This window comes from Shewanella amazonensis SB2B (assembly GCF_000015245.1).
Lineage (GTDB): Bacteria > Pseudomonadota > Gammaproteobacteria > Enterobacterales > Shewanellaceae > Shewanella > Shewanella amazonensis.
Genome location: NC_008700.1, coordinates 3,949,789 through 3,974,018 on the forward strand (window position 1 = coordinate 3,949,789; position 24,230 = coordinate 3,974,018).

28 protein-coding genes are annotated in these 24,230 nt (G+C 55.3%); 15 read left to right on the forward strand and 13 right to left on the reverse strand.

Annotated features, from left to right (window positions below):
- Nucleotides 1-210: 210 nt before the first annotated feature.
- The 5 genes from SAMA_RS17300 to SAMA_RS19645 form a co-directional block, all read right to left on the reverse strand.
- Nucleotides 211-825 (reverse strand): thiol:disulfide interchange protein DsbA/DsbL, encoded by a 615-nt coding sequence (locus tag SAMA_RS17300; RefSeq protein WP_011761428.1) that lies wholly within the window; start codon nt 823-825, stop codon nt 211-213.
- A gap of 115 nt (nt 826-940) precedes the next feature.
- Nucleotides 941-1,918 carry a serine/threonine protein kinase gene (locus tag SAMA_RS17305; protein ID WP_011761429.1) on the reverse strand — a complete coding sequence of 326 codons (978 nt, stop codon included), beginning with the start codon at nt 1,916-1,918 and terminating at the stop codon, nt 941-943.
- Entirely contained in the window at nt 1,915-2,223 is a 309-nt protein-coding gene (locus tag SAMA_RS17310) for a DUF3630 family protein (RefSeq protein ID WP_011761430.1), read from the reverse strand. The genes SAMA_RS17305 and SAMA_RS17310 overlap by 4 nt, the downstream gene beginning before the upstream one ends.
- The gene (locus tag SAMA_RS19470; protein ID WP_198134288.1) at nt 2,220-2,519 is read right to left on the reverse strand and encodes a hypothetical protein; all 300 of its coding nucleotides are present in this window, start codon (nt 2,517-2,519) and stop codon (nt 2,220-2,222) included. Before SAMA_RS19470 ends, SAMA_RS17310 begins: the two co-directional genes overlap by 4 nt.
- 72 nt (nt 2,520-2,591) lie before the next feature.
- Entirely contained in the window at nt 2,592-3,392 is an 801-nt protein-coding gene (locus tag SAMA_RS19645) for a hypothetical protein (RefSeq protein ID WP_011761432.1), read from the reverse strand.
- Between the two features lie 265 nt (nt 3,393-3,657).
- On the opposite strand from SAMA_RS19645, the gene SAMA_RS17325 reads away from it, so the two are divergent.
- The 4 genes from SAMA_RS17325 (at nt 3,658) to SAMA_RS17340 (ending at nt 7,833) form a co-directional block, all read left to right on the forward strand.
- Complete coding sequence (locus SAMA_RS17325) at nt 3,658-4,047, forward strand: nitrous oxide-stimulated promoter family protein (RefSeq protein WP_011761433.1); 390 nt, start codon at nt 3,658-3,660, stop codon at nt 4,045-4,047.
- An 80-nt stretch (nt 4,048-4,127) separates the two neighbouring features.
- Nucleotides 4,128-4,979: a hypothetical protein gene (locus SAMA_RS17330; RefSeq protein ID WP_011761434.1), complete on the forward strand. Its 852-nt coding sequence runs from the start codon at nt 4,128-4,130 to the stop codon at nt 4,977-4,979.
- A gap of 68 nt (nt 4,980-5,047) precedes the next feature.
- Entirely contained in the window at nt 5,048-7,090 is a 2,043-nt protein-coding gene (locus SAMA_RS17335) for an alpha/beta hydrolase family protein (protein ID WP_011761435.1), read from the forward strand.
- A gap of 167 nt (nt 7,091-7,257) precedes the next feature.
- On the forward strand, nt 7,258-7,833 hold the full coding sequence (locus SAMA_RS17340) for a YSC84-related protein (RefSeq protein ID WP_011761436.1): 576 nt from the start codon (nt 7,258-7,260) through the stop codon (nt 7,831-7,833).
- A gap of 90 nt (nt 7,834-7,923) precedes the next feature.
- On the opposite strand, the gene SAMA_RS17345 is transcribed toward SAMA_RS17340, so the two are convergent.
- The 3 genes from SAMA_RS17345 to SAMA_RS17355 form a co-directional block, all read right to left on the reverse strand.
- A complete protein-coding gene (locus SAMA_RS17345; RefSeq protein WP_011761437.1) occupies nt 7,924-8,499 on the reverse strand; it encodes a hypothetical protein in 576 nt (191 codons plus the stop codon).
- A 61-nt stretch (nt 8,500-8,560) separates the two neighbouring features.
- Nucleotides 8,561-9,610: an acyltransferase family protein gene (locus tag SAMA_RS17350; protein ID WP_011761438.1), complete on the reverse strand. Its 1,050-nt coding sequence runs from the start codon at nt 9,608-9,610 to the stop codon at nt 8,561-8,563.
- Nucleotides 9,611-9,791: 181 nt separating this feature from the next.
- Complete coding sequence (locus tag SAMA_RS17355; RefSeq protein ID WP_011761439.1) at nt 9,792-10,139, reverse strand: YkvA family protein; 348 nt, start codon at nt 10,137-10,139, stop codon at nt 9,792-9,794.
- A 367-nt stretch (nt 10,140-10,506) separates the two neighbouring features.
- Here SAMA_RS17355 and speFL point away from each other — a divergent pair, with 367 nt between their 5' ends.
- The 4 genes from speFL (at nt 10,507) to SAMA_RS17370 (ending at nt 15,595) form a co-directional block, all read left to right on the forward strand.
- Entirely contained in the window at nt 10,507-10,611 is a 105-nt protein-coding gene (gene speFL, locus SAMA_RS19475; protein WP_011761440.1) for a leader peptide SpeFL, read from the forward strand.
- Between the two features lie 225 nt (nt 10,612-10,836).
- The gene (speF, locus tag SAMA_RS17360; RefSeq protein WP_011761441.1) at nt 10,837-12,999 is read left to right on the forward strand and encodes an ornithine decarboxylase SpeF; all 2,163 of its coding nucleotides are present in this window, start codon (nt 10,837-10,839) and stop codon (nt 12,997-12,999) included.
- Between the two features lie 60 nt (nt 13,000-13,059).
- The gene (potE, locus tag SAMA_RS17365) at nt 13,060-14,376 is read left to right on the forward strand and encodes a putrescine-ornithine antiporter (protein ID WP_011761442.1); all 1,317 of its coding nucleotides are present in this window, start codon (nt 13,060-13,062) and stop codon (nt 14,374-14,376) included.
- Nucleotides 14,377-14,440: 64 nt separating this feature from the next.
- Complete coding sequence (locus SAMA_RS17370) at nt 14,441-15,595, forward strand: porin (protein ID WP_011761443.1); 1,155 nt, start codon at nt 14,441-14,443, stop codon at nt 15,593-15,595.
- Here the strand turns inward: SAMA_RS17370 and SAMA_RS19650 are convergent.
- The 3 genes from SAMA_RS19650 to SAMA_RS17380 form a co-directional block, all read right to left on the reverse strand.
- Entirely contained in the window at nt 15,583-15,729 is a 147-nt protein-coding gene (locus SAMA_RS19650; protein ID WP_157608363.1) for a hypothetical protein, read from the reverse strand. The genes SAMA_RS17370 and SAMA_RS19650 overlap by 13 nt on opposite strands.
- 35 nt (nt 15,730-15,764) lie before the next feature.
- Nucleotides 15,765-17,180 carry a homospermidine synthase gene (locus SAMA_RS17375; protein ID WP_011761444.1) on the reverse strand — a complete coding sequence of 472 codons (1,416 nt, stop codon included), beginning with the start codon at nt 17,178-17,180 and terminating at the stop codon, nt 15,765-15,767.
- Nucleotides 17,181-17,291: 111 nt separating this feature from the next.
- A complete protein-coding gene (locus tag SAMA_RS17380; RefSeq protein ID WP_011761445.1) occupies nt 17,292-17,756 on the reverse strand; it encodes a methyltransferase family protein in 465 nt (154 codons plus the stop codon).
- A gap of 95 nt (nt 17,757-17,851) precedes the next feature.
- Between SAMA_RS17380 and SAMA_RS17385 the strand changes: the two genes are divergently transcribed.
- Nucleotides 17,852-18,445: a GNAT family N-acetyltransferase gene (locus tag SAMA_RS17385; protein WP_011761446.1), complete on the forward strand. Its 594-nt coding sequence runs from the start codon at nt 17,852-17,854 to the stop codon at nt 18,443-18,445.
- On the opposite strand, the gene SAMA_RS17390 is transcribed toward SAMA_RS17385, so the two are convergent.
- A complete protein-coding gene (locus SAMA_RS17390; RefSeq protein WP_011761447.1) occupies nt 18,434-19,402 on the reverse strand; it encodes a hypothetical protein in 969 nt (322 codons plus the stop codon). The genes SAMA_RS17385 and SAMA_RS17390 overlap by 12 nt on opposite strands.
- 206 nt (nt 19,403-19,608) lie before the next feature.
- On the opposite strand from SAMA_RS17390, the gene SAMA_RS17395 reads away from it, so the two are divergent.
- From SAMA_RS17395 to SAMA_RS17420, 6 genes are all read left to right on the forward strand, one after another.
- Nucleotides 19,609-20,004, forward strand: a complete 396-nt coding sequence (locus SAMA_RS17395; RefSeq protein ID WP_011761448.1) for a BlaI/MecI/CopY family transcriptional regulator — start codon at nt 19,609-19,611, stop codon at nt 20,002-20,004.
- Nucleotides 19,997-21,208 (forward strand): M56 family metallopeptidase, encoded by a 1,212-nt coding sequence (locus SAMA_RS17400; RefSeq protein ID WP_011761449.1) that lies wholly within the window; start codon nt 19,997-19,999, stop codon nt 21,206-21,208. The genes SAMA_RS17395 and SAMA_RS17400 overlap by 8 nt, the downstream gene beginning before the upstream one ends.
- A gap of 293 nt (nt 21,209-21,501) precedes the next feature.
- Entirely contained in the window at nt 21,502-22,041 is a 540-nt protein-coding gene (locus SAMA_RS17405) for a peptide-methionine (S)-S-oxide reductase (protein ID WP_011761450.1), read from the forward strand.
- 20 nt (nt 22,042-22,061) lie between these two features.
- Nucleotides 22,062-22,562 (forward strand): hypothetical protein, encoded by a 501-nt coding sequence (locus SAMA_RS17410; protein ID WP_011761451.1) that lies wholly within the window; start codon nt 22,062-22,064, stop codon nt 22,560-22,562.
- Nucleotides 22,562-22,864 carry a hypothetical protein gene (locus SAMA_RS17415; protein WP_011761452.1) on the forward strand — a complete coding sequence of 101 codons (303 nt, stop codon included), beginning with the start codon at nt 22,562-22,564 and terminating at the stop codon, nt 22,862-22,864. Before SAMA_RS17410 ends, SAMA_RS17415 begins: the two co-directional genes overlap by 1 nt.
- Before the next feature lie 303 nt (nt 22,865-23,167).
- Nucleotides 23,168-23,716: an HPP family protein gene (locus SAMA_RS17420; protein ID WP_011761453.1), complete on the forward strand. Its 549-nt coding sequence runs from the start codon at nt 23,168-23,170 to the stop codon at nt 23,714-23,716.
- Nucleotides 23,717-23,770: 54 nt separating this feature from the next.
- Here the strand turns inward: SAMA_RS17420 and SAMA_RS17425 are convergent, their stop codons facing one another.
- Nucleotides 23,771-24,205 carry a helix-turn-helix domain-containing protein gene (locus SAMA_RS17425; protein ID WP_011761454.1) on the reverse strand — a complete coding sequence of 145 codons (435 nt, stop codon included), beginning with the start codon at nt 24,203-24,205 and terminating at the stop codon, nt 23,771-23,773.
- Between the last annotated feature and the right edge of the window lie 25 nt (nt 24,206-24,230).

Consider the following 24,230-nt stretch of genomic DNA (forward strand, 5'->3'; position numbering starts at 1 on the left):
TGCCAAGCTTCTGACTTATTGCTACATTTGTCGCGTTACTCAGGGTAAAACTGAGCCAAATGGCTCTATGCCGTGCTTCTTGCGACCAGGGAGTACGGTTTTTTTTTGACTCAGGGTTTTCATCGACTTACGGCCTGAGCCCCCTCTCTGAGCCCCTTTGGGGGATAAAAAAAGCGCCTCTGGGGCGCTTTTTTCGTTGAGTGTTTAAACTCAGTCCTTTTTGGTAGCCAGGTAGAAAGCGATATCCAGCATTTCTTCGTAGCTCTTGATGGAATCGGTCAGTACCTTGTACTTGCCGTTAACCACCAGGGAAGGCACACCGGACAGCTTGGCGTTTTCGGTATCACGCTTCATCTTCGACATCTGGGCGTTCACCATAAAGGAGTTGGCAGCAGAATCGAAGTCTTTGCCATCCACACCATTGGCCACAAACAGGGCACGCACGTCGTCACGGGTGGTGAAGTGCTGCTTTTTGTCGTGGATAGCGGCAAACAGGGCCTTTTCCATTTTCTTTTCGACTTTCAGCTGATGCGCCACGGCGAAGGCGCGTGACATTTCCGGGCCCATTTCACGGCCGATAAAGTCAACGTGAGCCTGATTGAAGGCAACACCTTCAGGCTTTTTGGCTTCGATCATGGGAACAACTGTTTTGGAGAAGTTGTAGCAGTGTGGGCAGTAGAAAGAGAAAAACTCGGTGATTTCGGGCTTGGCACTGCCAGGACCTTCGTTAATGACTTCGTAATGCACACCTTCTTTGAAATCGGCGGCCATGGACATCAGGGGAGCAACCAGCAGCGCAGCTGCCATCAAGAGTGCTTTTTTCATGTTATTTCCTTGCTTAGCGGGTCCGGTGGACCAAATCTCATTGGGCGATGCCTAAACTAATACGCTTTTTGATGCCATCTCAAGCCCCTAGTTCAACTTTGTGTTACAAAACACGTCAAAAAGGCTGCAAACTCAGGGGTGGCTCGGCAATTTGCGCCACCTGCGCCTGCATGTCGCGAATTTGCCGCTGCCAATAAGCATCCTCGGCAAACCACGGAAAGTACATGGGAAAGGCCGGGTCATCCCAGCGGCGACTGATCCACGCCATGTGGCTGAGCATACGCAATCCCCGCAGGGGTTCTATCAGCGCCAACTCTCTGGTGTCGAATTCACAAAATTCCTCATAGGCCCCCAGCAGGGTATCGAGCTGCATGCGGCGCTCGTTGTCATCGCCTGCAAGCATCATCCACAGGTCCTGTACCGCCGGGCCACTGCGGGCATCGTCCAGATCAACAAACCCCGGACCATCAGGGGTCCATAGAATATTGCCCGGATGCAGATCGCCATGGAGACGCAGGATGTCTGTCTTTATCCAGGCCGACTCAATGGCACTCACCAGCGCCTGCCCTGCAGCGGCAAAGTCTGCCATCAGGGAGTGCGGCACGTGGGGAGAGGCCAGCAGTACCTGCAAGGCATCCCTGGCCATGGCCGAAGACAGGGTTTCGCGCTCGCTGAAATGCCCGGCTTTACCCACCTGATGCAGACGACCGATAAAGTGGCCAACGGCATCCAGTTGGTCAAGATTATCCATCTCGAACTGGCGCCCACCGATGGACGGGAAAAGCGCAAACCTAAAGTCCTCAAAGTGAAACAGGCTCTGGCCTTCTATCACCACGGGCGCCGCCAGGGGTACTTCGGCCTCAGCCAACTCAAAGGCAAAGGCGTGCTCTTCCAGTATTTGCTTATCAGTCCAGCGCTGTGGTCGGTAAAACTTGGCCACATAACGATTGGCGCGATCGCAGCGAAACTGATAAACACGGTTTTCGAAACTGTTCAGTGGCGTCAGGCCGGTTTCCGGGTAAACCCCCACGGACTCGATGGCATCGAGTATGGTGTCCGGCGTCAGGGTGTGAAAATGAAAGGCCGCGCTCATGGCTGCTCCTCCCTAATCAGGGGCTTCAGCAGGCTGGCGAGAAATTCCAGCACCTCAAGGTCCTCTTCTCTGTCGCTGGCAAGCCAGGCTACATCGCCGTAGAACTCAAAGTTCAACCACAGGCGGCAGCCTTCAAAGTCGAGCAGCCACTGATGACGGTCGGCGCCCCACTGGCGCTCAAGTACCCGGCAATCCAAAGCCACGGCCAGGGGTTCGGCAAAGTCGTCAAAGCGGTCAACGTCGATATCACCGCGAATGGCCAGACTGACGGCCTCTTTATCGAGTCGGACTTGATAGATGTTCATTGGTTGGCGTGCACCATTGGGGAAAGTGTCGAAGGGGCGATTACAGCGCAGCTGAGCTGGCCCTGCTCGGCCTCGCATTGCTGCCCACATTGGAACTGGCCTTTGTCGCCGTTCAGGCGCTTGAGTCCATCCCCCTTGGCCTGACATTGTTCGAGCGTATGGTAGTGGCCGGCAACCTCACTGAATTGCCAGGGGGCATCAGAGGACTCAGCCCTGAATGCCAGCGTCCACTGATCAGATTGAGTACAGGCGCCAAGCAAGAGGACAACAAGGGGCACAAGTGCGATGCGTAACAAGGGCATCTCCCAATAAAAAAGGCGGTGCCAAATGCACCGCCCTCTATTTTATCCTGCTCGAAGGCACAGTGACTAGCCTGCGGCCTTGTCGCGCGCCTTTTCGATACGGGCAATACGCCCTTCAAAACCGGTGACAGTGCCGTCTGACAGACCATGATCAACAGCCTGACGACAGAGCTCGATGGCACCGTTAAAGTCGCCTTTATCATTGAGCAGAGTCGACAGCTGCATAAAGCCAACGCCTTTTAACGGCTTGCCCATGCCCAGCACCTTGATGGCGAGTTTGGCATAGTCATCGGCCAGGCTGGCGCCAAAACCCAGATAGGCGACGTCTTTGCGCTGTTTGTAACACTCATTCACGGCCACCAGCAGATGCTGATGTTTCATCTCATCGGTGGTGGCGCTGATCATATCACCGATGGCCCGGGCGAGGGTTTCATTGGCAAAGTCAGGCACGGCAATTCCCTTGGCAACCGGGGCAGGCGTTTCTATGACTGGCTCTGGCTCTGGCTCTGGCTCTGGCTCTGGCTCTGGCTCTGGCTCTGGCTCTGGCTCTGGCTCTGGCTCTGGCTCTGGCTCTGGCTCTGGCTCTGGCTCTGGCTCTGGCTCTGGCTCTGGCTCTGGCAGCGTGTTTTTCACGGGCTCTGCGGCAACCACAGGCTCAGTGGCAACCTCAGGCTCTGCTGCAACCACAGCTTCGCTTGGCGTTTCTTCAACCGGCTTGGCAGCGTCAACCTCCGCTGTGGATGTCTCGCTTTGGCCCGCATAGGTACGTGTCTTGTGTACCTGTTGCTCTTCGTTGGCCAGGCGCTTGGCGCGTTTGTAGAGGAAGACCCCAAGCAGCACCAGCAGGAAGAGTACGACGTATTTCATGGTGTGTGTCCTGTTTCTCTTGGCAGCCGAGCCGCCATTCCCCAATGTCCGGCCCGCTTCAGGCGCCGGGAGCAGTGGTTATTATTAGAGCATTTCAGCTGTTTAAATCAAGTATTTATCCACTTCACGCCATGCCGGACATCAAAATTGCCACCAACGTCCAAAGGCTCTTTTTGTGCGCATCTTCATGCTTTGGCGATCCACTTTTGAGTTGGCCGGGCGCCGGGACTAAGATAAAACCAAGTAAATTACTTGGGTATTAATCATGTCAGAGTCCTTCAGCTTGAGCGGTAATCTGGGACGGGAATTTGCCACCATTTGTGCCATGGTCGCCATCTATTGCCGGGACCATCATGGCGGCAAAACACCCTGTACCGAGTGTCAGGCCTTTATGGAATACGCCAAGACCCGGCTGGACCGCTGCCCCTACGGCCAGGAAAAACCCACCTGCAACAAGTGCCCAGTGCATTGCTACAAGCCAGAGCCCCGGGAGCTGGCGCGCCAAATCATGCGTTATGCTGGCCCCAGAATGTTACTGCCCCACCCTATCATGGCGATACGGCACCTGTTGCTGGAGCGTAAACCCGCCCCCGAAAAGCCACCCAAAAATCTTTCAAACCGACATTTGCGGTTACAAAAAGCCGCATCAGAATAAGGCAGGATTGCCACCCGTGTGCACTTGGGCTAAAAGAGGACGTCGAAGAGTCGCTTTTTTAATCACACGAGTGTACCCACATGATGGAGTTTCTGGAGCAAACCTTTAAGTGGCTATCGCTGCTTGGCGCCCTCCATTGCCTGGGTCTGGGAATCTATCTGCGCTATCTCTATCGCTCAAACAGCGGTAATCACAGGTTGCTCGCCGGGATTTTTTCGCTGCTGTCCCTGACCTTCTTCAGCGGTCTGCTCACCCGCGACACAGTGTCGTTACCCATGCCGCTCATTTATAGCCTGTTTATTCCGGGCTACTTTTTGTTGATGCCGCTCCTGTACCAGTACTGTCGCCAGGCGCTTGGCAAGCACTGCGGCCGATTCTGGTATCACTATTTGCCTGCGCCCCTGATTGCCATTGGTGTAGCCACAGACCAACTGCTGCGCCCCGGCCTGATGATCTCAAGCGGTACGGACAAAGTCTCCCTCGCTGACTACAGCCCACTCGCCGCCGTGTTAACCCTGCTGCTGTTTTTCCAAACCTGCTGCTACTTCATGCTGATTTTCAGATTATTGCTCTCTCATTCCAGTCGCAGCGCCCGCGCCCATGAACAAAGCCTGCAGGACCTCCGTTTTCGCTGGCTGATGACCCTGTGCCTGGCGCTGATGTTCAACTGGCTCCTCAGAGTAGTGCTGACCCTGATCCCCATTTATTTCGGAGATGGTGTCACGTCCCTGATGCTGATGCTGCCAAGAATGATTTTACTGCTGAGCCTCTACCTGCTGGCGTTTTACGGCCTGCACCAAATTACTCGCGCGGCCTACCTTCGCGGCCAACTCAGCCTTCCGCCAAACGTCACCCAGAAATCCAGTAGCCAACTGCTGAGTGCCGATGAACTCAACTACCTGCAAGACTTGCTTCGTGAGGAGAAAAAGTAAGTTTTTCATGGTGATTTTGTATTCAACCCGATAAGGTAAAAGCACTTTCAGCAATCGGGGGGATCCAGATGTCACCGCTTTACCCACGCCTATTTTTAGCCAGTTTGTTGGCTGCACCGGCGGCCATGGCCGCGCCAAGCCACCAGATTACCCTGGATGACTTTTTCGACATCGCCAACATGGGCACAGTGAAGCTGAGCCCCAATGGCAACCACGCTCTCTGGCTCGAAGGCCGTTGGAACAAAGAGCTGGATAAGAGCCAGAACGACCTGTGGCAAATCGATATCAAGAGCCGCCAGCCAACACGCCTGACCTTCACCGACGAGAGCGAGTCCAGCCCAGTGTGGAGCCCGGACGGCCAGTTCATCTACTTTATCGGTAAGGAAAAACGTAACGATGCCAAGGCCCCTTTCAATGGCAAGGCACAGGTGTTCCGTATTCCCGTCACCGGCGGCGAAGCCGTGCCCATGACCCGGGAAGCCGAAGGTGTGTCCGCCTTTGAGTTGGCTCCCAACGGTGCCAGCCTGTATTTCCTCACCCACAAAGACACCAAGGACAAAGACCGCTGGGCCGGCATGCGTTCAGGCCACAGCGCGCCTCAGTATGGCCACGGCAAGCGCGACACCAATCCGCTGTACAAGTTGGATCTGGTCAACTTCCGCCAGGAGCTTGTGCTGGACGATGACAAGGTGGTGTGGGATTTCAGTGTCAGCCCCGATGGCAACCACATCGCCCGCATCACCACCGAAGACAACGAACTGGTCTATCTCGAAGGCTGGTCGCAGGTGGAAGTGTTCGATACCGCCAATAAGCAAAACCGGGTACTGGAAGACAGCGCCTGGCGCCAGCAGGCAGCATCGCCCTATGGCTGGCTCGAGGGGCTGGCCTGGCATGGCGACAGCAAACGCCTGGCATTTCGTATTGATTTTGATGGCCACCCCGGTCGCTTGTTTGTGGTCGACACCGATGGCAAAGGCCAAATGGAGCTGAGCCGCAGCGGCAAAGTTACCCTCAATGGGGCCGATATCCAGTGGCGTCCGGGCAGCGATGAAATCTGTTACCGGGTAGCCGATGCCGCCAGAGTCAAATTGCAGTGTACCGAAATCGATGGCTTGCAGCAGGACGATACCCGAACCCTGATTGAAGGGGATACAGTAATTGGCAGCTACAGCTTCAACAGCCGTGGCAGCCAGGTGGCATTCAGCCACAATGGTTTGGATCATTTCACCGATCTGTTCGTGGCCGACGCCAATAGCAAGCGGGCCTCGGCAAACCGCCTGACAGACATCAACCCCCAGAGTGCCGACTGGCAGCTGCCACAGATCAGCATCTATAAGTGGCAGGCACCCGATGGCAGCGACGTCGAAGGCATACTGGAACTGCCCTACGGCTGGGACAAGTCCAAGGGCAAGCTGCCTTTGGTGGTGCAAATCCACGGAGGCCCTACCGCCGCCACACCATACTCGCTGCAACACCGCAGCTACGGCCGCGCCAGCTTCCCGGCCCAGGGTTGGGCGCTGTTGTCACCCAACTACCGCGGTTCCACCGGCTACGGCGATAAGTTCCTTACCGATCTGGTTGGGCGCGAACACGACATCGAAGTCAAAGACATACTCTCGGGCGTCGATAAGCTGATTGCCGATGGCATTGTGGACGGCGACAAGTTGGCGGTGATGGGCTGGTCCAATGGTGGCTACCTCACCAACGCGCTCATCAGCACCACTGACCGCTTCAAGGCCGCAAGCTCAGGCGCCGGAGTGTTCGATCAGCGTCTGCAGTGGATGCTGGAAGACACCCCGGGCCACGTGGTCAACTTTATGGAAGGCCTGCCCTGGGAAAAGCCCGATGCCTACACCCATGGCTCGTCCCTGACCCACGCAGACAAAATAAAAACGCCAACCCTTATCCACATAGGTGAGAAGGATGCGCGGGTACCGCTGGGCCATGCCCAGGGTCTTTACCGCGCGCTGCACAACTATCTGGGCGTCCCTGTAGAACTGGTGGTCTATCCCGGCGAAGGTCATGGTCTGTCCAAGTATCAGCACCGCAAGGCCAAGATGGAGTGGGATTTGAAGTGGTTTAACTATTATGTGCTGGGCATCGAGCCCTGATATATCAGTCGTGCAACGCATCGTTCAGGGCCGTTTTCCTGAACCCCGGCTGACACCAAAACAGAAAAAGCGCCTTTCGGGGCGCTTTTTTACTGAATGCTATTCACTTTTTCTGCTCCATGCCTATGCTGGTGTCAGTCACCCCCTCACCCGAAAAGGAGAGTTCCATGAAATCATTCAAGCATTTGTTGCTTGCTACTCTGATGCTGCTCGGTATTGGACAAGCCTTCGCCGCCGAGGATGACGTCAAATATCAGGATGCACTTGCCACCTTTAAGCAAGCCAGTGAAACCCACAAGTTTTTCAATAATGCCTACGGCTATGCCCTGTTCCCCACCATAGGCAAGGGGGGTATAGGTATCGGCGCCGCCTACGGCAAGGGCCGGGTTTATCGACAGGGTGCCTATGTGGGCGACTCCAGCATGACCCAGGTTTCCATTGGCTTCCAACTGGGGGGCCAGGCCTACAGCGAGATTATTTTCTTTAAAGATGAAAAGGCCTTTCGCGACTTTACCAGCGGCAGCTTTGAGTTCAGTGGTCAGGCGTCCGCCGTGGCCATCAACGTGGGTGCCAATGCCCAGGCAGGCACCACGGGTAACTCGGCCGGTGCAGGTCAGGCAGGCGGCGCCCAAAATGCCACCGCAGCCTATATCAATGGCATGACTGTATTTACCGCAGCCAAGGGTGGATTGATGTTTGAAGCCGCCCTGGCGGGCCAGTCGTTCACCTTCGAAGGCAAGTAGCCGGTAAAAATACTCAGAGTAAAAAGGCGACCCTTGGGTCGCCTTTTTCATTAATGCCTGTTGTGCATAACCGCGTCAGTTATAAGCGCGTTAGTCATGGCCCCAGGGGGCTTTGGGTGTAGCGACTGGCTGGGTTAAGTCAAACTCCACCAGAAAGTCTCGGTTTTCACGGGTGAGGCGATAACTGAAAACCTCCCCGGTCAATCCCAGATGCCAGACGTTGGTCACTGACTTGTCCAGCCCATTTTCCTGGAAGTTGGCAATGGAATAGGCATCCACCGGAAAGGATTGCCACTCGCGGCTGCCTTCATCCCGGGTGTCACCGCCGTATTGGGTGACCTTGTCTTCACTGCCATCCTGATGGCGATGGTCGTGTTTAAGCCTGAGCCCGGTATCGGTTTTGCTGATAACCCAGGTGCGGGAACTGTCGTCACCCACATGGAATGGCACCTTGATTTGACTCTCGGAGCACTCACGCACATGCATGACCAAACGCTGGTTGGCAAACGCAGAGTCGGCCTCGTTCCCTTTGGCCACCTTACCTTCGAATGCCTTGCCGCACAGGGCGCCGAGCCTGTCGAAAAAGTCCGTTGCGGTCGGTTTATCCCCGGCGACGGCGCTGGCGCTGACGGCCAGTGACGCCATCAAAATCAGTGTCTTTTTCATGTAATTCACCCCAACCCAAAAGACAGCAGCCTAGCAAGTCAGGGTGAATTGAGTCTGAATCTTACCAGCCTATGTAACTGCGGGAGCGATCGCCCAGTTTTGCCTTGATGGCCCTGGCGGTGAGTACGCTGCCCACCAGCAAAAACACAAAAATCCCCATCGACAGGCCCAGACTGGTCCACATGTTGCCGGGGGCCAGCTTGAACCGCAGCAATCCTGTGATCACGCCAAAAAGGATAGAAAACAGCGGATGGATAAAGAAAATGGCAAAACTCATCTCGGCCAGCGCATTGAGACTCTTTTGGGTGCGCTCGGAGAGCGATCTTTGGGACAACCACAGACACAGCCCAACAGCGAGGATCACCAGACTAAACTTTTGCACAAACTGCCAGTCTACCCCGCCCCAACTGAGGGCCTCTTTATGATAGTTGCCCACATGGCCCTGGACATAGGTTTGCATATACAGGCTTACAAGGGTGCCCAGCAGCGCCAGCCACAGCAGCGGCACAGCTCTTTCTTTGAGCCACTCTTCATGGGCCGAATACAAAATCCCCATCAGGTAGAAGGGGGTGAAATACACCACAGAATGCAGCACGTTGATGTTGCCGATGGGGCGGTGGATCAGCAGAGCTATCACACAGCTCAGCGCCAGCAATGTCCAGCGCGCGGCTGCGCTCATGCGGATATAGGCCGAAAACACCGGCGAGATGGCAAACACCGCCATAATAAAGGGAATGTACCAATGGGGATAAAGCACATAGCCATTGCGCACCGTGTAATAGATGCCCTTGGCAACCTCAGACAAGGGTCTGCCGTACATCAGGCTCCACTGGGCTGCGAGCATGACAAGGCCCACCAGTGACACCCATAAAAATGGCAGCAACACGTTGCGCAGCTTGCTGACCATAAATTCTTTGTACACCATGCGCGGGTGGAAAATCCGGTGATAAAAGTAGCCCGAGATAAACACAAACAAGGCGGTGCCGCCCCGTACCAGATTTTCCAGCGGTAGAGGAAAACCGGCGCCCGAGTTGTAAATACTGTGCCCGGCCACAATCCACAGAATGGCGATGGCCCGCATGTAGGTAAATTCAAGTTGTTGTTTTCGCATGGGACACACCTAGCAGCAGAAAGGTGCAGTGAACACGGAAGGAGCAAAAGCGTTCATTGATGATCTCGACAGGGCTGCAGGGCGCAGCGTGGGCACAATATAGCCCCGGTTTGGTAAAACTGGAATAGGGTCAACAGAATATTTTTTGACCCGAAAAGAACGCCTGATAAATCCTTTACAATCATTTAGTTGGTTTATTATCGGTGCCAAACCAAGCCTCCAGTTTTTCGGCCGCTCTGGCGCGGGTGCCATCGTCAATATAGACGGCCACCATGGTCAGCGCCGCGGCCAGCGCCCCGAGATCATCGGAGAACCCCATCAAAGGGGTGAGATCCGGAATGGCGTCCAACGGGGTAATAAAGTAACCCAGAGCACCATAGATGATGGTTTTGGCCCAGGTGGGGGTCTCGGGGCGCTGGGCGGCATAATAAAGCCACAGTGCTTTCTCTATCACCTCACGGCCCGCCTGCCTGGCAAAGTCCTTCACCTTTTGCCAAAAACCTGTGTCGCTGTACTGAGTGTCGTTCACGGCCAAGCCTCCCTTGCTGCGACTTCATTCATGTCACTGTACGTCAAAAGCGTGCCTCTGTCAGCGAGGCAACATCAGTGCGCTACGTGATTATTCACTTCAACCATATAACCAGTCAGATAAATGCGAACAAATAAAATTTAAATGCATATTGTCGAATTATAAAATAATAAATGAGTACGAATTTAATTAACCAAGAATAAATTAATAAATAAAATCACACAGATTACATGGAGTTACATTTAGTAAAAGACTTTGTTTTTTATGATTCACTTCAAATTATCTTTATGTCGACACAGATAAAATCACCTCGCCAAATGAGGCATTTTCTTTCAATGGTTTCTTGCTGTTCGTAATGGAGTTGTATATGAGAAAGAAATCAAAGATCATGGCGCATATTCGCCGAACGAGGCATATCATGATGCCTGAGCAACGCGACTACTTCGACTATTCATTCTTCTTCCTGCTTTAATCCTGCCTTCGCCGGACGCCTTGGGCTATCTGTCGCCCGAGAGTCTATCGCATAAAAATACAATTTATCTGCCAGCCTTGGACTGACTCTGTCAGGGGATAACTGCGTCTTTTCATTAATTCGCAGCCCTTATTTGTCAGCACCCGTTCGGCTGCCCGGAATTTACCATGTCGATTTAATAAATATTGACAGGGGTCCGGCTAACCAAAATTAATCAGGTTAATTATGAATTCGTTAAAAATTGCCGCCAGTTTATCTGTTCGCGCCTGTTTTGATACCAAACGGGAAGTCGTCAACGTATTAACCACTGACTTTTGCGATGTGGGTGCCGCCGTTGTTTCTGTTACTGATGTAAATAACGGCATTGTCGACAAAATTAAAAATACCGGTTTGAATTTACCGATATTTGTTTCTGTATGCTGTGAAGAAGCTTTCCCCGATGATTTTTGCGATACCATCACCGGGGTATTCGAACTCTGTAATGCCAAAACTGACTTTTATGGCAAACAGGTCGAAACCGCGGTGCGTCGCTATCAGGAATCCCTGCTGCCCCCCTTCTTCGGTACCCTGAAAAAGTACGTTGAAATGGGTAACTCCACCTTTGCCTGTCCGGGGCACCAGGGTGGTCAGTTCTTCCGTAAACACCCCGTTGGCCGTCAGTTCTTTGATTTCTTCGGCGAAACTGTGTTCCGCTCGGACATGTGCAATGCCGACGTGAAGCTGGGTGACCTGCTCATACACGAAGGCGCACCCCACGATGCCCAAGCCTATGCGGCCAAGGTGTATAACGCCGACAAAACCTACTTTGTACTGAACGGCACTTCCGCCTCCAACAAGGTGGTGTGTAACGCCCTGCTCGCCCCCGGCGATCTGGTACTGTTTGACCGCAACAACCACAAATCCAACCACCACGGCGCCCTCATTCAGGCCGGTGCCACTCCCGTGTATCTGGAAACGGCCCGCAACCCCTTCGGTTTTATCGGTGGTATAGACTCCCACTGCTTTGATGAAGCTTACCTGCGGGACGAAATCGGTAAGGTTGCCCCTGAGCGGGTACAGGCAGCGCGCCCATTCCGCCTTGCCATCATCCAGCTTGGCACCTATGACGGCACCATATACAACGCCCGTCAGGTGGTGGACCGCATTGGCCACCTGTGTGACTACATCCTGTTTGACTCTGCCTGGGTAGGCTACGAGCAATTCATCCCCATGATGAAAGACTGCTCGCCGCTGCTGCTGGAACTCGGCGCCGAAGACCCGGGTATTATCGTCACCCAGTCGGTGCACAAACAGCAGGCCGGGTTTTCGCAAACCTCACAAATCCACAAAAAAGACAGCCATATCAAGGGACAGGAACGCTACTGCAACCATAAACGCTTTAACAACGCCTTTATGATGCACGCCTCCACCAGCCCCTTCTATCCGCTGTTTGCAGCACTGGATGTGAACGCCAAGATGCACGAAGGCGCCAGCGGCCGTTACCTGTGGCGCGAGGCAGTGAAGGCCGGTATCGAAGCCCGCAAGTTGCTGCTTAAAAAGTGCAAGTACATCAAGCCCTTTATCCCCACCACAGTGGAAGGCGAGCCCTGGCAGAGCTTTGATACCGAGCGAATGGCCGACGATCTGCGCTTCTTCGAGTTCGAACCGGGCCTTAAATGGCACGCGTTCGATGGCTACGAGAAGGGCCAGTATTTTGTCGACCCCTGTAAGTTCCTGCTCACCACCCCCGGCATCAACGCCGAAACCGGCGAGTACGAAGACTTCGGTATCCCGGCCACCATCCTTGCAAACTTCCTTCGTGAAAACAACATCATACCGGAGAAGTGCGACCTTAACTCCATCCTGTTCCTCATGACCCCCGCCGAGGACATGGCCAAGATGCAGCATCTGGTGACCCAGATTGCCCGCTTCGAGAAGCTGATTGACGAAGATGCACCTTTAAGTGAAGTGCTGCCCAACGTCTATCGCACCAATCGCGAGCGTTATGAAGGCTACAGCATCCGTCGCCTGTGTCAGGAAATGCACGACCTCTATGTCAGCCGTAACGTGAAACAGCTGCAAAAAGAGATGTTCCGTGCTGCCCATTTTCCCAAGGCGGTGATGAATCCACAGGACGCCAATATCGCCTTTGTGCGCGGCAAGGCCGAGCTGGTGCCCCTCAGTGAAATCGAAGGCCAGATCGCGGCCGAAGGCGCCCTGCCTTATCCACCCGGCGTGCTCTGTATGGTGCCGGGGGAAGTCTGGGGCGGCGCGGTGCAGCGCTATTTCCTGGCCCTCGAAGAAGGCATCAACCTGCTGCCGGGCTTCGCCCCCGAACTGCAGGGTGTGTACCTGGAGCGCGCCGATAATGGCCGGGTTCAGGCTATGGGTTACGTCCTCAAACGCTGATCAACGCGGGGCGGCAAGGGTACGCCGCCCCCTAAAACCATAACGAATCGAGACACTATTATGAGTAAATCAAACAACAAGATAGGCGTGGTTCAACTCACCATTCTCACCATAGTTAACATGATGGGCTCAGGTATCATCATGCTGCCGACCCAGCTGGCACAGGTGGGGACCATTTCGATATTGTCCTGGCTGGTTACGGCCGCAGGCTCAACGGCGCTGGCCTTCGCTTTTGCCAAGTGCGGCATGTTCAGTAAAAAGTCCGGCGGCATGGGCGGCTACGCCGAATACGCCTTCGGCCGCAGCGGTAACTTTATGGCCAACTACACCTATGCGGTGTCGTTGCTGATTGCCAACGTGGCCATTGCCATCTCGGCGGTGGGCTATGGTGCCGTGCTCTTTGACGTGGAGCTGAGCCCCATCGCCACCTGTCTGGCCACCATAGGTGTACTGTGGCTCGCCACGGTCGCCAACTTTGGGGGTGCCCGCATCACGGGTCAGGTGTCCAGCATCACTGTGTGGGGCATCATTCTGCCGGTGATTGGGGTGTCGCTTATCGGTTGGTTCTGGTTTGACTTTGACCTCTACAAGTCAGCCTGGAATCCACACGATCTGCCCTTCTTCGAAGCGCTGGGCGGCTCCATCGCCATGACCCTGTGGGCCTTCCTGGGCCTGGAATCTGCCTGTGCCAACTCAGAAGCGGTTGAAAACCCAGAGAAGAACGTTCCTATCGCGGTTATGGGCGGCACCCTGGGCGCGGCACTGATTTATATCGTGTCCACCAACGTGATTGCCGGTATTGTGCCAAACGGTGAGCTGGCGCTGTCCAACGCGCCTTTCGGTCTGGCCTTTGCCCAGATGTTCAACCCCACCATTGGTGCCATCGTCATGGCCTGCGCCATCATCAGCTGTACCGGCTCGCTGCTGGGCTGGCAGTTCACCATTGCACAGGTGTTCAAGGCCTCTGCTGACGAAGGCTTCTTCCCCAAACTCTTCTCCAAGGTGACCAAGGCCGACGCCCCCGTGCTGGGCATGCTGGCGATAGTTTCAATCCAGTCTGTGCTAAGCCTGATGACCATCAGCCCCTCGCTGAACAAGCAATTTGAAGCCCTGGTAAACCTGGCAGTGGTGACCAACATCATCCCTTACATCCTGTCTATGGCCGCCCTCGGCGTGATGCAAAAGCAGATGAAGATCCCGGTCAGCAAGGCCCGCATCGCCAACTGCATGGCAGTAATGGGCGCGCTCTACAGCTTCTATGCCCTGTACAGCTCGGGCGAGACCGCCGTGATGCTGGGCTCCATTGCCACCTTCTTCGGCTGGACCCTGTATGGCGTGATCTCCAAGAAAAACGAACTGCGCCTGCAACAGGCCTGAACACAACACACATAAGGCCTCGTCTTGTGGCGAGGCCACAACAAAGAAATTCAAAGGTGGAATCATGAAAAAATCACAATTGGCACTCTTACTGCCACTGCTTATTGGCGCCTCGTCCGTCAATGCCATGGAGCTATACAACGACAACAAAAACAGCCTCGGCCTCACCGGCTGGCTCGGTTTTAACGCCCTCTACGATGGCGACGAAACTGCGGTGAACGACAACCTGTCGCAGCTGCGCTTTACCTTCGAGCGGGAAGAGCGCAACGGCTGGCGTGCCTATGCGGTGACCGAATGGGGCGTGAATATCGTTTCAGGCAACGAAGATTTGGTCATGCAGGGCGGCAAGCTGAATGCGGAAAAGAGCGGTGACTTCCTCAATAACCGCCTGGGTTATGTGGGTCTGTCCCATGACAATTACGGCAGCCTGACTTTCGGCAAGCAGTGGGGCGCTTACTATGATGTGGCCGGCACCACCGACCTGCCCAACGTGTTTGCCGGTTACAGCGTGGGCGCCTACGGCTTTGGTGATGGCGGCCTGACCGGCACCGGCCGCGCCGACAGCGCCTTTTTGTACCGCAACAGCTTTGGCCCCGTCTCCATCGCGTTGCAATACGCCGCCAAAAACAACGGCGATATCAGCGTGACCGACAGCGACGGCAATCAGATTGACGATGCCGAGCTGAGTTTTGACAACAGCTACGGCGCCTCCGTGACCTGGGCGGTGACCGATAAATTCAGCCTGCTGGCGGGCATGAATCGCGGTGACATTAAAGGCCATATTGGCTCCAGCGAAATCGATGAAGCCAATCAAATCATCGGCATAGGCGCCATGTACGGCAGTTACTACCATTATGCCGATGAGCGCAAGGCCGACGGTCTTTACCTGGGTTTCAATGCCCACAAGAGTGAAAACAACGAGCAGGTAAATGGCGATTTGTACGATGCCACCGGCGCCGAGCTGATGCTGGCATGGCAGGCCGATAACGGCTTTGTGCCCATGGCAGTGCTGACGTATCTCGATTTGGACACAGATGAGAGTACCCCCATCACCGGTAACTGGACCCGCCGCTTCGCCATGGTGGGGCTGCACTACAGATACAGCCTGGATACTGTGATGTTTTTCGAAGCCAAACTCGACTTCTCCGACATGGACGACAAGTCGCTGGAAGCGCTGGAAGACAACCAGTTTGCGGTGGGCATTAACTACTTTTTCTGATTACGCTCCACAAAAAGCGGCGTGACACACGCCTTGATGACCGCCACGTCCGGGGCCTTCGCCATGAAGCCCCGGGTATCAGCGCCGACCTCCACTTCCACCGGCGCTGCGGTTTGGTCATATCCTCTCGCCACGGGGATTTCCCGTGGTGCTTTTTGTTTTTTAGGCGCTACACCCGCACGTTTTTGAATTGCCAGGCGTAGTCGTCATCCACATCTTCCGGAAACAGTTCGCCACGCTGATAGAGCGGTGTCCAGTCGGTGTACTCCCCCACCACAGGACCAAGATAAGGCGCCATGATCTCAAGATTGCGGCGATAATCCATCTCGTCCGACTCCACCACCCCGGCATTGGGGTTTTCCAGCGCCCAGACAATGCCCGCCAGCGCCGCCGAGGTGACCTGCAGACTGGTGGCACCATTAAAGGGAACCAGGGCCCTCGCCTCATCAATAGACAGCTGCGAGCCATACCAGTAGGCATTCTTCTTATGACCTGCCAGCAGCACCCCCAGCTCGTCGATGCCGCTGACAATCTCGTCCCGCATCAGCCGCTGGCGCGACTGCATCTGGAAGTTTTTGCCGTTGAACTCATGCAGCGACATCACTGCATCGTCGCAGGGGTGGTAGGCATAATGGCAGGTGGGCCGATACACCAACTTGCCCTCTTGCTTGAGGGTAAAGAAATCGGCGATGGAGATGGCTTCGTTATGGGTGATCAAAAAGCCGTGAAAATGACCGTAGTTAGGGGTCCAGGTGCGCACCTTGACCGTGGCGCCGGGGCATTTTAAGTAAATGGCCGCGCCGCAGCCTTCCTCGTGGCGACCAGCATCACGGGGGAAGTGTTTCTCGTGGGTACCCCAACCCAGTTCGGCTGGCTGAGCGCCTTCGCTGACAAAGCCATCGCAGGACCAGGTATTCACAAACTCATCCATGGCCTTGGCCTGATTGGCCACCTGGGTGTCGCGCTCAGCGATGTGAATGACCTCGATGTTGAGGTCGTGGGCGAGTTTGGCCCACTCCTCGCGGCTTTTGGGTTCACTCTGGGTACCGAGAATATCCTGCTGCAGGTTCATCAGCGCCTGTTTCACCAGATGGGACACCATGCCCGGATTGGCCCCCTGAGCCACCACGGCAGTGGGGCCGCCGCGGTATTTGTCTTTCAGCGCCAGCACCCGCTCACGCAGGGCATAGTTGGAGCGGGCGGCAAAAGACTTGCTGGGGTCGGTGTAACCGCCCGCCCAGGGCTCGATACAGGTATCCAGATAACGGGCGCCACGGGCCTGACAAAACTCAACCAGGGCGATGGAGGACACGTCCACCGACAGATTCACCAAAAAGTCATCCTTGCCCACCAGCGGTGTGAGTTCACTCTGGTAATTCTTGCGGGTCAGGGGCATCTCGATAAAACGAATACCCAGTTTCCCGGCCTCTTCGCGGCCTCTGTCGTCGGCGGTAATGATGCAGATTTTTTGGGGTGTGATATCGATGTGGCGCAGGATAAGCGGCAGCAGTCCCTGACCTATGCTGCCAAAGCCGACTATCAGGATGCGGCCCGGGGCTTTGACGTACTTGATTGGCTCAGTCATGTTGGTGAGAAACCTCCTTCCAGCAATGCCTGTATATCCGAGGCCATGGAATATTCATCGGCGGATGAACGCAAATTCCGCCTGCCAGACATTCAACCTGGCTCTGTGACACTACAACCAGCGCCTGACCCTGACCTTATACTCGGTAAAGGCAGCACCAAAACGTGCCTCCACCATGGCTTCTTCGGCAGGAATACGCTGGGTGTTCATCAGCACAAAAAAACACAGTGGTGACAGCAGCGTCAGTGGCCGCCCAAGCAAACACACCTCGGCCACCAGCAGCAATAACATCCCAAGATACATTGGGTTACGCGTCAGCCCGTAGATGCCATGGGTAACCAGCTCATCCGGCGACTTGGTTGGGTCTACCGTGGTACCAACGCGCCTGAAGAGGCCCGCTGCGGTTAACAACAATAAGGCGCCTGCCAGCCCAAGCGATGCTCCCATCAGCAACAAGAATCCGTTTCCGGCCAGCCAGGGCTCGCCATCCAACAAGCCGATACCAGCTGCTGCAGCCAGACCCAACATCAAAAACAGTGGGTATCTGGTCAGTGCTGCAACCATCATCTTGCCCATTCAGAGTCCTTATGCGTTTGGCTATGGCGTTACCCGAGTGTAACATCGCAGGGATTAAAGAATGCTTGAATTTTACCCGCCACCGGAACGCCGTCATGCCAAATCCGCCAGTCACCCTCAGTCAGTGCCTCAGCCAGCACCAGAGTAAAGCCGCTGAATTTGATGCCCAAAATTGCACAGTACGGCTGATCCGCGAGAAGGATGCCAACTCGGTTGCAGACTACTTTGGCCGTAATCGTGCCCACTTTTTGCCCTGGGAGCCGCTGCGGGAGGCGGACTACCACAGCGCCGCCCAGTGGCAGACACGCATCAGGGCATCGCTGCTTGAGACGAGCAATTGCTGCTATCTGGTACTGGCCGACCCGGCGCATATTTACGGCATGGCAACCCTCAGCAATCAGGTGCGCGGCCCCTTTCAGGCCTGTTATTTGGGCTATGGCATTGACCAGTCGCTGCAAGGTAAGGGATATGCCACCCGGCTGTGTGAAGCCGCTCTCGCCTACGCCTTCGAAGAACTTACGTTGCATCGGGTGATGGCCAACTACATGCCATCCAACCACAGATCCGCCGCCCTGCTAAAGCGGCTCGGCTTTGAAAAAGAGGGCCTCGCCCGCGCCTACCTTCAAATCAACGGCCAATGGGAAGACCATGTGCTTACCGCAAAGCTTGCTCCCGGGTCAGCCCGTTAAGTTACCCAATTTCGCAAAACGCCTGGCACTGTTTATGGCCGTTCGCGGCGAGCTTTCATATTGCCAGGGCTCTGGCAGGTATTTGTCCCTCACCTGCAGCAGGTATTTGCTGGCCAGCATTTTTTCGCGCCCTTTAAAAAAGGCAAAGGCATAGAAGTTTACCGCAATATTGGCGAGATACTTGTCAGCGCCGGAGAGGCAGGTGTCGGTAATGGCCAAGGCGCGCAGCTCATCGAGAATATGCTCCTGCATAAAATAGTGGTCGGCGAATGGGACTTCTTCCTGCATGGCACTCAACCAGCGCTCCACCCATACAGAGACCAGCAGCGAGTTGTATGCGGGATTTCTGGCGGCCAGCGCCCTTGCCACCTGTTCGTCTAACTCATCCTCGCCAAACCATTTTTCATTGAGAATTTGCATCAGAGTCATGCCAAGCGGCAGATCTGCCGTTTCACTTTCAAACAGCATGGCAAGGGTCTCCTGGGCCAATACCCAGGCATCCCCGGTGGCGGCCTGGGCCCACAACAGTTCTTGTCGCACCCGCATATCCCGGGGCGAGATATCCCTGGCGTGCTGCAGCACATTCACGGCCTGATTCCCCCAGCGCTGCCATTTTCGTACCGCGCTTTGGGGCAGATAGTCTATTGTCAGGCCGGAGCGCTCTTTCCAGGCCCGAATGAGTAAACGTCGCCCCTCAAACAGGGCTGGGATCGGGCTGGACGAGGCACGAAGCCAGGGTCCAAACCAGCGTTCGGCGTCGGACTGAACGGCAAAATAGCCAATCAGCACTTCCTGCTCGCCCCGACTGACGGCATCGAATGTGGTTTCAAACTGCGGCCAATCCCGATTGCGAAGCCACCCCTCAAACTCGGCTATTCGGCCGTAGCCGAGGGCAGGATCATGATCTGTTTTTCGTCCAAAGATTCGTACATACCAATACATGAGTGGCTTCAGCATCTTCATTCCCTGAATGCGTAGAAAAATACAGCCTACTGAAAATCAATAATAAATTCACCATCAACCTGTGGTCCAAGCCGCTTTTTCAGGCAATTCCGCTTCCACAGCCTGGCAAAACACAGGCGCATAAAAATTATGCTTGCCATAGCGATTACATCTGTAATATTAATAGTATTACACGTGTAATTGATTAAACAGGCAGCGCCATGACCCAACCCGAATTAAAGGACATCAGCCCCACCGAACTGGAAGTGCTTAAGGTGCTGTGGCAGCAAGCCCCCCTCAGCGCCAATGACATAGTCGAGGCACTTAACCGCGAGGGAGAGTGGCATGAGAAAACGGTCAAAACCCTGATAAACCGCTTGGTGAACAAGGGGGCATTGGGGTTTGAAAAGGATGGCCGGGCGTATCTGTACTTCCCAAAGCTCGCCGAACATTCCTATCAACGCAAGGAGAGCCAGAGCTTTATCGAGCGGGTGTTTGGCGGCAAGTTGGCACCACTGGTGGCTGGCTTTGCGGGCAGCAACAAGCTCACCGAAGAGGATGTTGCCGAGCTGAAGCAACTTATCGATGCCTGGGAAAAGGAGCAAAAGCATGATTGAGCTCGTTCTCAGGCTCACGCCGCCACTGACGCTGCTGCTGGCACTGCTTCTGTTGCTGCGCCCCTGGGTACTTGAGCGTTTTGGTGCCCGTTTCCAATACGGTCTGTGGCTGGGTGTGCCCGTCCTGCTGCTGGCTCTGCTTGTGCCGAGCATCAATCCACCCAATGGCGGTGCCATGGAAACCTATAGAGTCACTCTGGGCGAGCTTTCCCACGGCGCCAGCAACACCGATTGGCTGAGCGCGGCTTATATTACAGGCCTCTTGATTGCAGTCGCGGCTATCGGCTTAAGCTTACTGCGCCTTACGAAGCTCATCAGACTCGCCAAACCTGCCGCTGACACCAAGAGCACAGGCGCGCGTTTACTCACCTCCACCGAAACCGAGGGCCCCTTTGTGTTCGGGGTCTTTCGCCCCACTGTTGTGCTGCCCGAAGGTTTTGAAGCGCGTTTCAGCAATAAAGATCAGCAGCTTATCCTCGCCCACGAGCTCAGCCATTGGCGCCGGGGCGACCTGCACTGCAACTTACTGGCGCTGGCGCTTGTGTGCCTGTGCTGGTTTAACCCCCTGTGTCTGCTGGCGTATCGCCGCTTCAGACAGGATCAGGAAATGGCCTGCGACGCCGATGTCACCATCGAGCTGAGCCAGGCCGACCGCATTGCCTATGGCCGCGCGCTCATTGGCAATGCCGCCACGGTTGCCCGGAGTTGGCAGCCGCTTTCACACCACTATGGAGATAAACACACCATGAAACAAAGACTCATACAGCTCAAACAAATCAAAGGTTTCAGCGCCGCGTCACTGCTGACACCACTGGCACTGGTTGCCGCCCTCGGGATCTGGGCCCAGGCTCCGGCCATGGCTGGCGACAGTGCCGAACTCAGCAAACCTGTTGTTCGTATTGAGCCCAAGTACCCCGTAGATGCCGCCAAACAGGGTATCGAAGGCTATGTACAGGCAAGGTTTGATATCGATGCCAAGGGCACTGTATCCAACGTGGTGATTTTTAAATCAGAGCCCGAAGGCCTGTTTGATAAGGTGTCCATCGATGCGCTGAACCAATGGCAATATGAACCCAAGGCCAACAAAGGGGTTGAGGTACAACTCGACTACAGGCTGGCACCACCAGAGCCCATCAGTCAAAAGGCGGGTGATGGAGCGCGCGAGCGCATCGCGGTGCTGCCACACAACGAAGCAAAACACTGATATCTCCGCCCTAAGTAACCCCCTCTGACGTTCCGGCAATTGGCCAAACTGCCGGTTAGGCAAACGCGATGCAACGCCACAAGCGGGCCGGCCCTTGTGGTATTGCACTGCCTTTCGACCTACCCCGCATTCTACTCTCCCTGTTTACATCTCTCTGGTAATAGCATCACGCCCATCCCTGCGAACGCTTGTCGCCGAACACTTTTCACCTAACGCTGGCCAGCAGAAACGTCACCTGCTGGAAAGTGAAATCCGCTATGGCGGGTCTTATTAATTAACAAATGGAGAGGCCTATGATGCACAGTTGCCGCACCACAAAGTTGCCACACTCCGCCGCCGATGGCGCAACAAACTTGGCTGGCATTACCCTTGGCGGCGGTTGCCATTGGTGCACCGAAGCTGTGTTTCAACGCCTGAGTGGGGTAATTGAGGTCGAGCAGGGCTGGGCACGCTCTAACCCGCCCGCTGATGAATGGTCAGAGGCAGTGACGGTTCACTTTAACCCAGAGCAAATCAGTCTGACGGAGCTGGTTCGGGTGCACCTGTACACTCACTCCGCCACCAAAGCCCACAGCCTGCGAGGCAAATACCGTTCGGCGCTTTACTCCTGCAATGAAAGCCAGCAGCAACAGCTGACTGAGATCCTGGCGACGCTTGCGGACGAATTCCTACAACCCCTCGTCACCCTGATTTTGCCGCTGGAAGGCTTTAAAGCCTCACCGGCCGAATACCAGAACTATTATCAAACCGACCCAGACAGGCCATTTTGCCAGGTTTATATTGCCCCCAAGCTTGAAAAGCTGGCGCGGCTATTGGAGGATGACAAGTCGTGATTTAACCGCAAGGGACCGCCATGGAATACGCACAGGAATACACCAAGCGGGAGAAATGGACGCGGGTGTGCCTGTATTCGCTGCTTGGATTGCTGCTGATTATGGGCCAGAGGTTGTGGTTCAATCCATTTATCGAGGACTTCGCCAATCGCCCCCACTGCTATCAGCTTGCTGGCCTGAATGGTGCCGACTATTTCTGGCAGCTCATCTTTGTGGGTATTCCAGTACTGGCGCTTTTACCCATGCTGTTCACTCTGGTGCCGATGGCCATCCGGGGGCTGATGCAAGGTCGCTTTCCCCCTGAGGGCGAGAAAGTATATAAACCCACATTGGTGGTCCGAGGCGCCAAAGCCTATGTCAAACCTGTACTCTACCTGACCATAACGGTTGCCTGCGTCCTCCTGATCTGGTGGGGGCATCAGCAAGCCGCTATCATGCCTGCGCTCGACAGCGATAAGCTGGACCCCGCTCTGTGTCAGTCAGACACGGAATCAATTCAGAATGGTTTAGGAGAAACCTGATGTCCTGGATTTGCAAACATTGCCACACCAAGGTGGAAGACGACGCCTTTGAAATCTGCTGGCAGTGTAATACTCCCCGTGATGGCGAAGCGCCTGCACCAAAGGCTGCAATCACTTGTTTACGTTGCCATACTCCCCTGCGTTTTGTCGGCAGAAAGGACTTCCATGAGGGCAGCCGTTGGGGCGTACTGGGCGAGCTGGGAGAGCTTTTCGTCAGCAAAGAAGCCCTCGATATGTATGCCTGCCAGGACTGTGGGAAGGTGGAGTTTTTTCTCACTGGTTACCAGGGCGATGACATTTAACCTCACCCAATTAATGCCAACCGGCTGGCGCCGAGATAACGGCTTAACAGCGCTATACGAGAACCCAAATGATCCCTGTGTGCCTGAGCCCCGCCCACTTCAAAGCCGGACTCGCCAGCCCCACAGGTTTTCGATTTGATGAGCGTCAAATACACCCACCGCAGGAAATGACAAGGTGGCGCTGCCGTATGTGGGCGCTATCGACGGCCCGTATTTATATTGGCAACCGCACAGAGTGCCAAAGCAGGCTGAGCAGTTGCCCAATTCCAACCCAACCACCCGCCTCGGGAGATACACCAGTCAATGAAGTTTTATTTACGCCGTATGAAGCCCAAGGCGGCCTGTCCACCGCGCCCGCCGATGAAAAAAATCCTCTGGTCCTGGCTCGGTGCCTTTGTCGGCATTTATCTGGTAGCCAATCTGGGGCAATGGATGGGACCGGTGGAGCCCGGGCACATGTTTGTGATTGGCTCCTTTGGCGCCTCGGCGGTATTGGTGTACGGTGCGCCCATGGCGGACTTTTCCCAGCCCCGCAATCTGATATTGGGCAACCTGTTTTCAGCCCTTATTGGGGTGACAGTGTGGCAGCTTGCGGGCGATAACCCGGTGCTCGCCTCGGCGCTGGCGGTATCGCTTGCCATTGCCGTGATGCACCTGACCCGCACCATGCACCCACCGGCGGGCGCCGCGGCGCTGATTGCCGTGATTGGTGGTGACAGCGTTCAACGCCTCGGCTATCTGTATGCCATTACCCCGGTACTGCTCGGCTCGCTGGCCTTGTTATTGGTGGCGCTGGTTATCAACAACCTGTCCTCCAACCCCAAACGCCACTATCCGCGCTACTGGCTCTAAGCAGCTTGCCTACGACTGCCGTGGTTGCGAACGCTGTCGTGAGACAAGCTGGCGTTAGCGTGGGGGCTTGTTCTGCCGGGCAGCCCCGGACTGGCGCTGCTTTTTGTCAGCTTTCGCAGCATGCTGCATCAGGCGCTGAAACTTGGGGCATTCCAGATAACTGGGGGCGCTGCACTGGGCGGCATGCCTCAGGCCATCGCGCATGGCGCAAAGCCGTTTGATGCGCCCATCCAGTTCATCAGCCTTTTCCACCAGCCTGGCTTTGTCTATTTCCGGATTGCCATCACGGCCGAGCATGCCGGCAATCTCGTCCAGCGAGAACCCCGCCGACTGCCCCAACGCAATCAGGGCCAAGCGCTCCAGAATGCCGGGCGAAAACACCCGCTTAAGGCCATCGCGGCCGATGGCGCGGATAAGTCCCTTTTCCTCATAATATCTAAGCCTTGAAGCCGCCACGCCCGACTGCTTCGCTACCTGCGAAATGTCCATCACATCCCCTTGACCTCAAGTTGAC

What these genes read in the sequence shown, in the direction of transcription:
- SAMA_RS17300 (WP_011761428.1), bottom strand. Translation starts at nt 825, where the DNA reads ATGAAAAAAGCACTCTTGATGGCAGCTGCGCTGCTGGTTGCTCCCCTG.
- SAMA_RS17305 (WP_011761429.1), bottom strand. Translation starts at nt 1,918, where the DNA reads ATGAGCGCGGCCTTTCATTTTCACACCCTGACGCCGGACACCATACTC.
- SAMA_RS17310 (WP_011761430.1), bottom strand. Translation starts at nt 2,223, where the DNA reads ATGAACATCTATCAAGTCCGACTCGATAAAGAGGCCGTCAGTCTGGCC.
- SAMA_RS19645 (WP_011761432.1), bottom strand. Translation starts at nt 3,392, where the DNA reads ATGAAATACGTCGTACTCTTCCTGCTGGTGCTGCTTGGGGTCTTCCTC.
- SAMA_RS17325 (WP_011761433.1), top strand. Translation starts at nt 3,658, where the DNA reads ATGTCAGAGTCCTTCAGCTTGAGCGGTAATCTGGGACGGGAATTTGCC.
- SAMA_RS17330 (WP_011761434.1), top strand. Translation starts at nt 4,128, where the DNA reads ATGATGGAGTTTCTGGAGCAAACCTTTAAGTGGCTATCGCTGCTTGGC.
- SAMA_RS17335 (WP_011761435.1), top strand. Translation starts at nt 5,048, where the DNA reads ATGTCACCGCTTTACCCACGCCTATTTTTAGCCAGTTTGTTGGCTGCA.
- SAMA_RS17340 (WP_011761436.1), top strand. Translation starts at nt 7,258, where the DNA reads ATGAAATCATTCAAGCATTTGTTGCTTGCTACTCTGATGCTGCTCGGT.
- SAMA_RS17345 (WP_011761437.1), bottom strand. Translation starts at nt 8,499, where the DNA reads ATGAAAAAGACACTGATTTTGATGGCGTCACTGGCCGTCAGCGCCAGC.
- SAMA_RS17350 (WP_011761438.1), bottom strand. Translation starts at nt 9,610, where the DNA reads ATGCGAAAACAACAACTTGAATTTACCTACATGCGGGCCATCGCCATT.
- speFL (WP_011761440.1), top strand. Translation starts at nt 10,507, where the DNA reads ATGAGAAAGAAATCAAAGATCATGGCGCATATTCGCCGAACGAGGCAT.
- speF (WP_011761441.1), top strand. Translation starts at nt 10,837, where the DNA reads ATGAATTCGTTAAAAATTGCCGCCAGTTTATCTGTTCGCGCCTGTTTT.
- potE (WP_011761442.1), top strand. Translation starts at nt 13,060, where the DNA reads ATGAGTAAATCAAACAACAAGATAGGCGTGGTTCAACTCACCATTCTC.
- SAMA_RS17370 (WP_011761443.1), top strand. Translation starts at nt 14,441, where the DNA reads ATGAAAAAATCACAATTGGCACTCTTACTGCCACTGCTTATTGGCGCC.
- SAMA_RS17375 (WP_011761444.1), bottom strand. Translation starts at nt 17,180, where the DNA reads ATGACTGAGCCAATCAAGTACGTCAAAGCCCCGGGCCGCATCCTGATA.
- SAMA_RS17380 (WP_011761445.1), bottom strand. Translation starts at nt 17,756, where the DNA reads ATGGGCAAGATGATGGTTGCAGCACTGACCAGATACCCACTGTTTTTG.
- SAMA_RS17385 (WP_011761446.1), top strand. Translation starts at nt 17,852, where the DNA reads ATGCCAAATCCGCCAGTCACCCTCAGTCAGTGCCTCAGCCAGCACCAG.
- SAMA_RS17390 (WP_011761447.1), bottom strand. Translation starts at nt 19,402, where the DNA reads ATGCTGAAGCCACTCATGTATTGGTATGTACGAATCTTTGGACGAAAA.
- SAMA_RS17395 (WP_011761448.1), top strand. Translation starts at nt 19,609, where the DNA reads ATGACCCAACCCGAATTAAAGGACATCAGCCCCACCGAACTGGAAGTG.
- SAMA_RS17400 (WP_011761449.1), top strand. Translation starts at nt 19,997, where the DNA reads ATGATTGAGCTCGTTCTCAGGCTCACGCCGCCACTGACGCTGCTGCTG.
- SAMA_RS17405 (WP_011761450.1), top strand. Translation starts at nt 21,502, where the DNA reads ATGATGCACAGTTGCCGCACCACAAAGTTGCCACACTCCGCCGCCGAT.
- SAMA_RS17410 (WP_011761451.1), top strand. Translation starts at nt 22,062, where the DNA reads ATGGAATACGCACAGGAATACACCAAGCGGGAGAAATGGACGCGGGTG.
- SAMA_RS17415 (WP_011761452.1), top strand. Translation starts at nt 22,562, where the DNA reads ATGTCCTGGATTTGCAAACATTGCCACACCAAGGTGGAAGACGACGCC.
- SAMA_RS17420 (WP_011761453.1), top strand. Translation starts at nt 23,168, where the DNA reads ATGAAGTTTTATTTACGCCGTATGAAGCCCAAGGCGGCCTGTCCACCG.
- SAMA_RS17425 (WP_011761454.1), bottom strand. Translation starts at nt 24,205, where the DNA reads ATGGACATTTCGCAGGTAGCGAAGCAGTCGGGCGTGGCGGCTTCAAGG.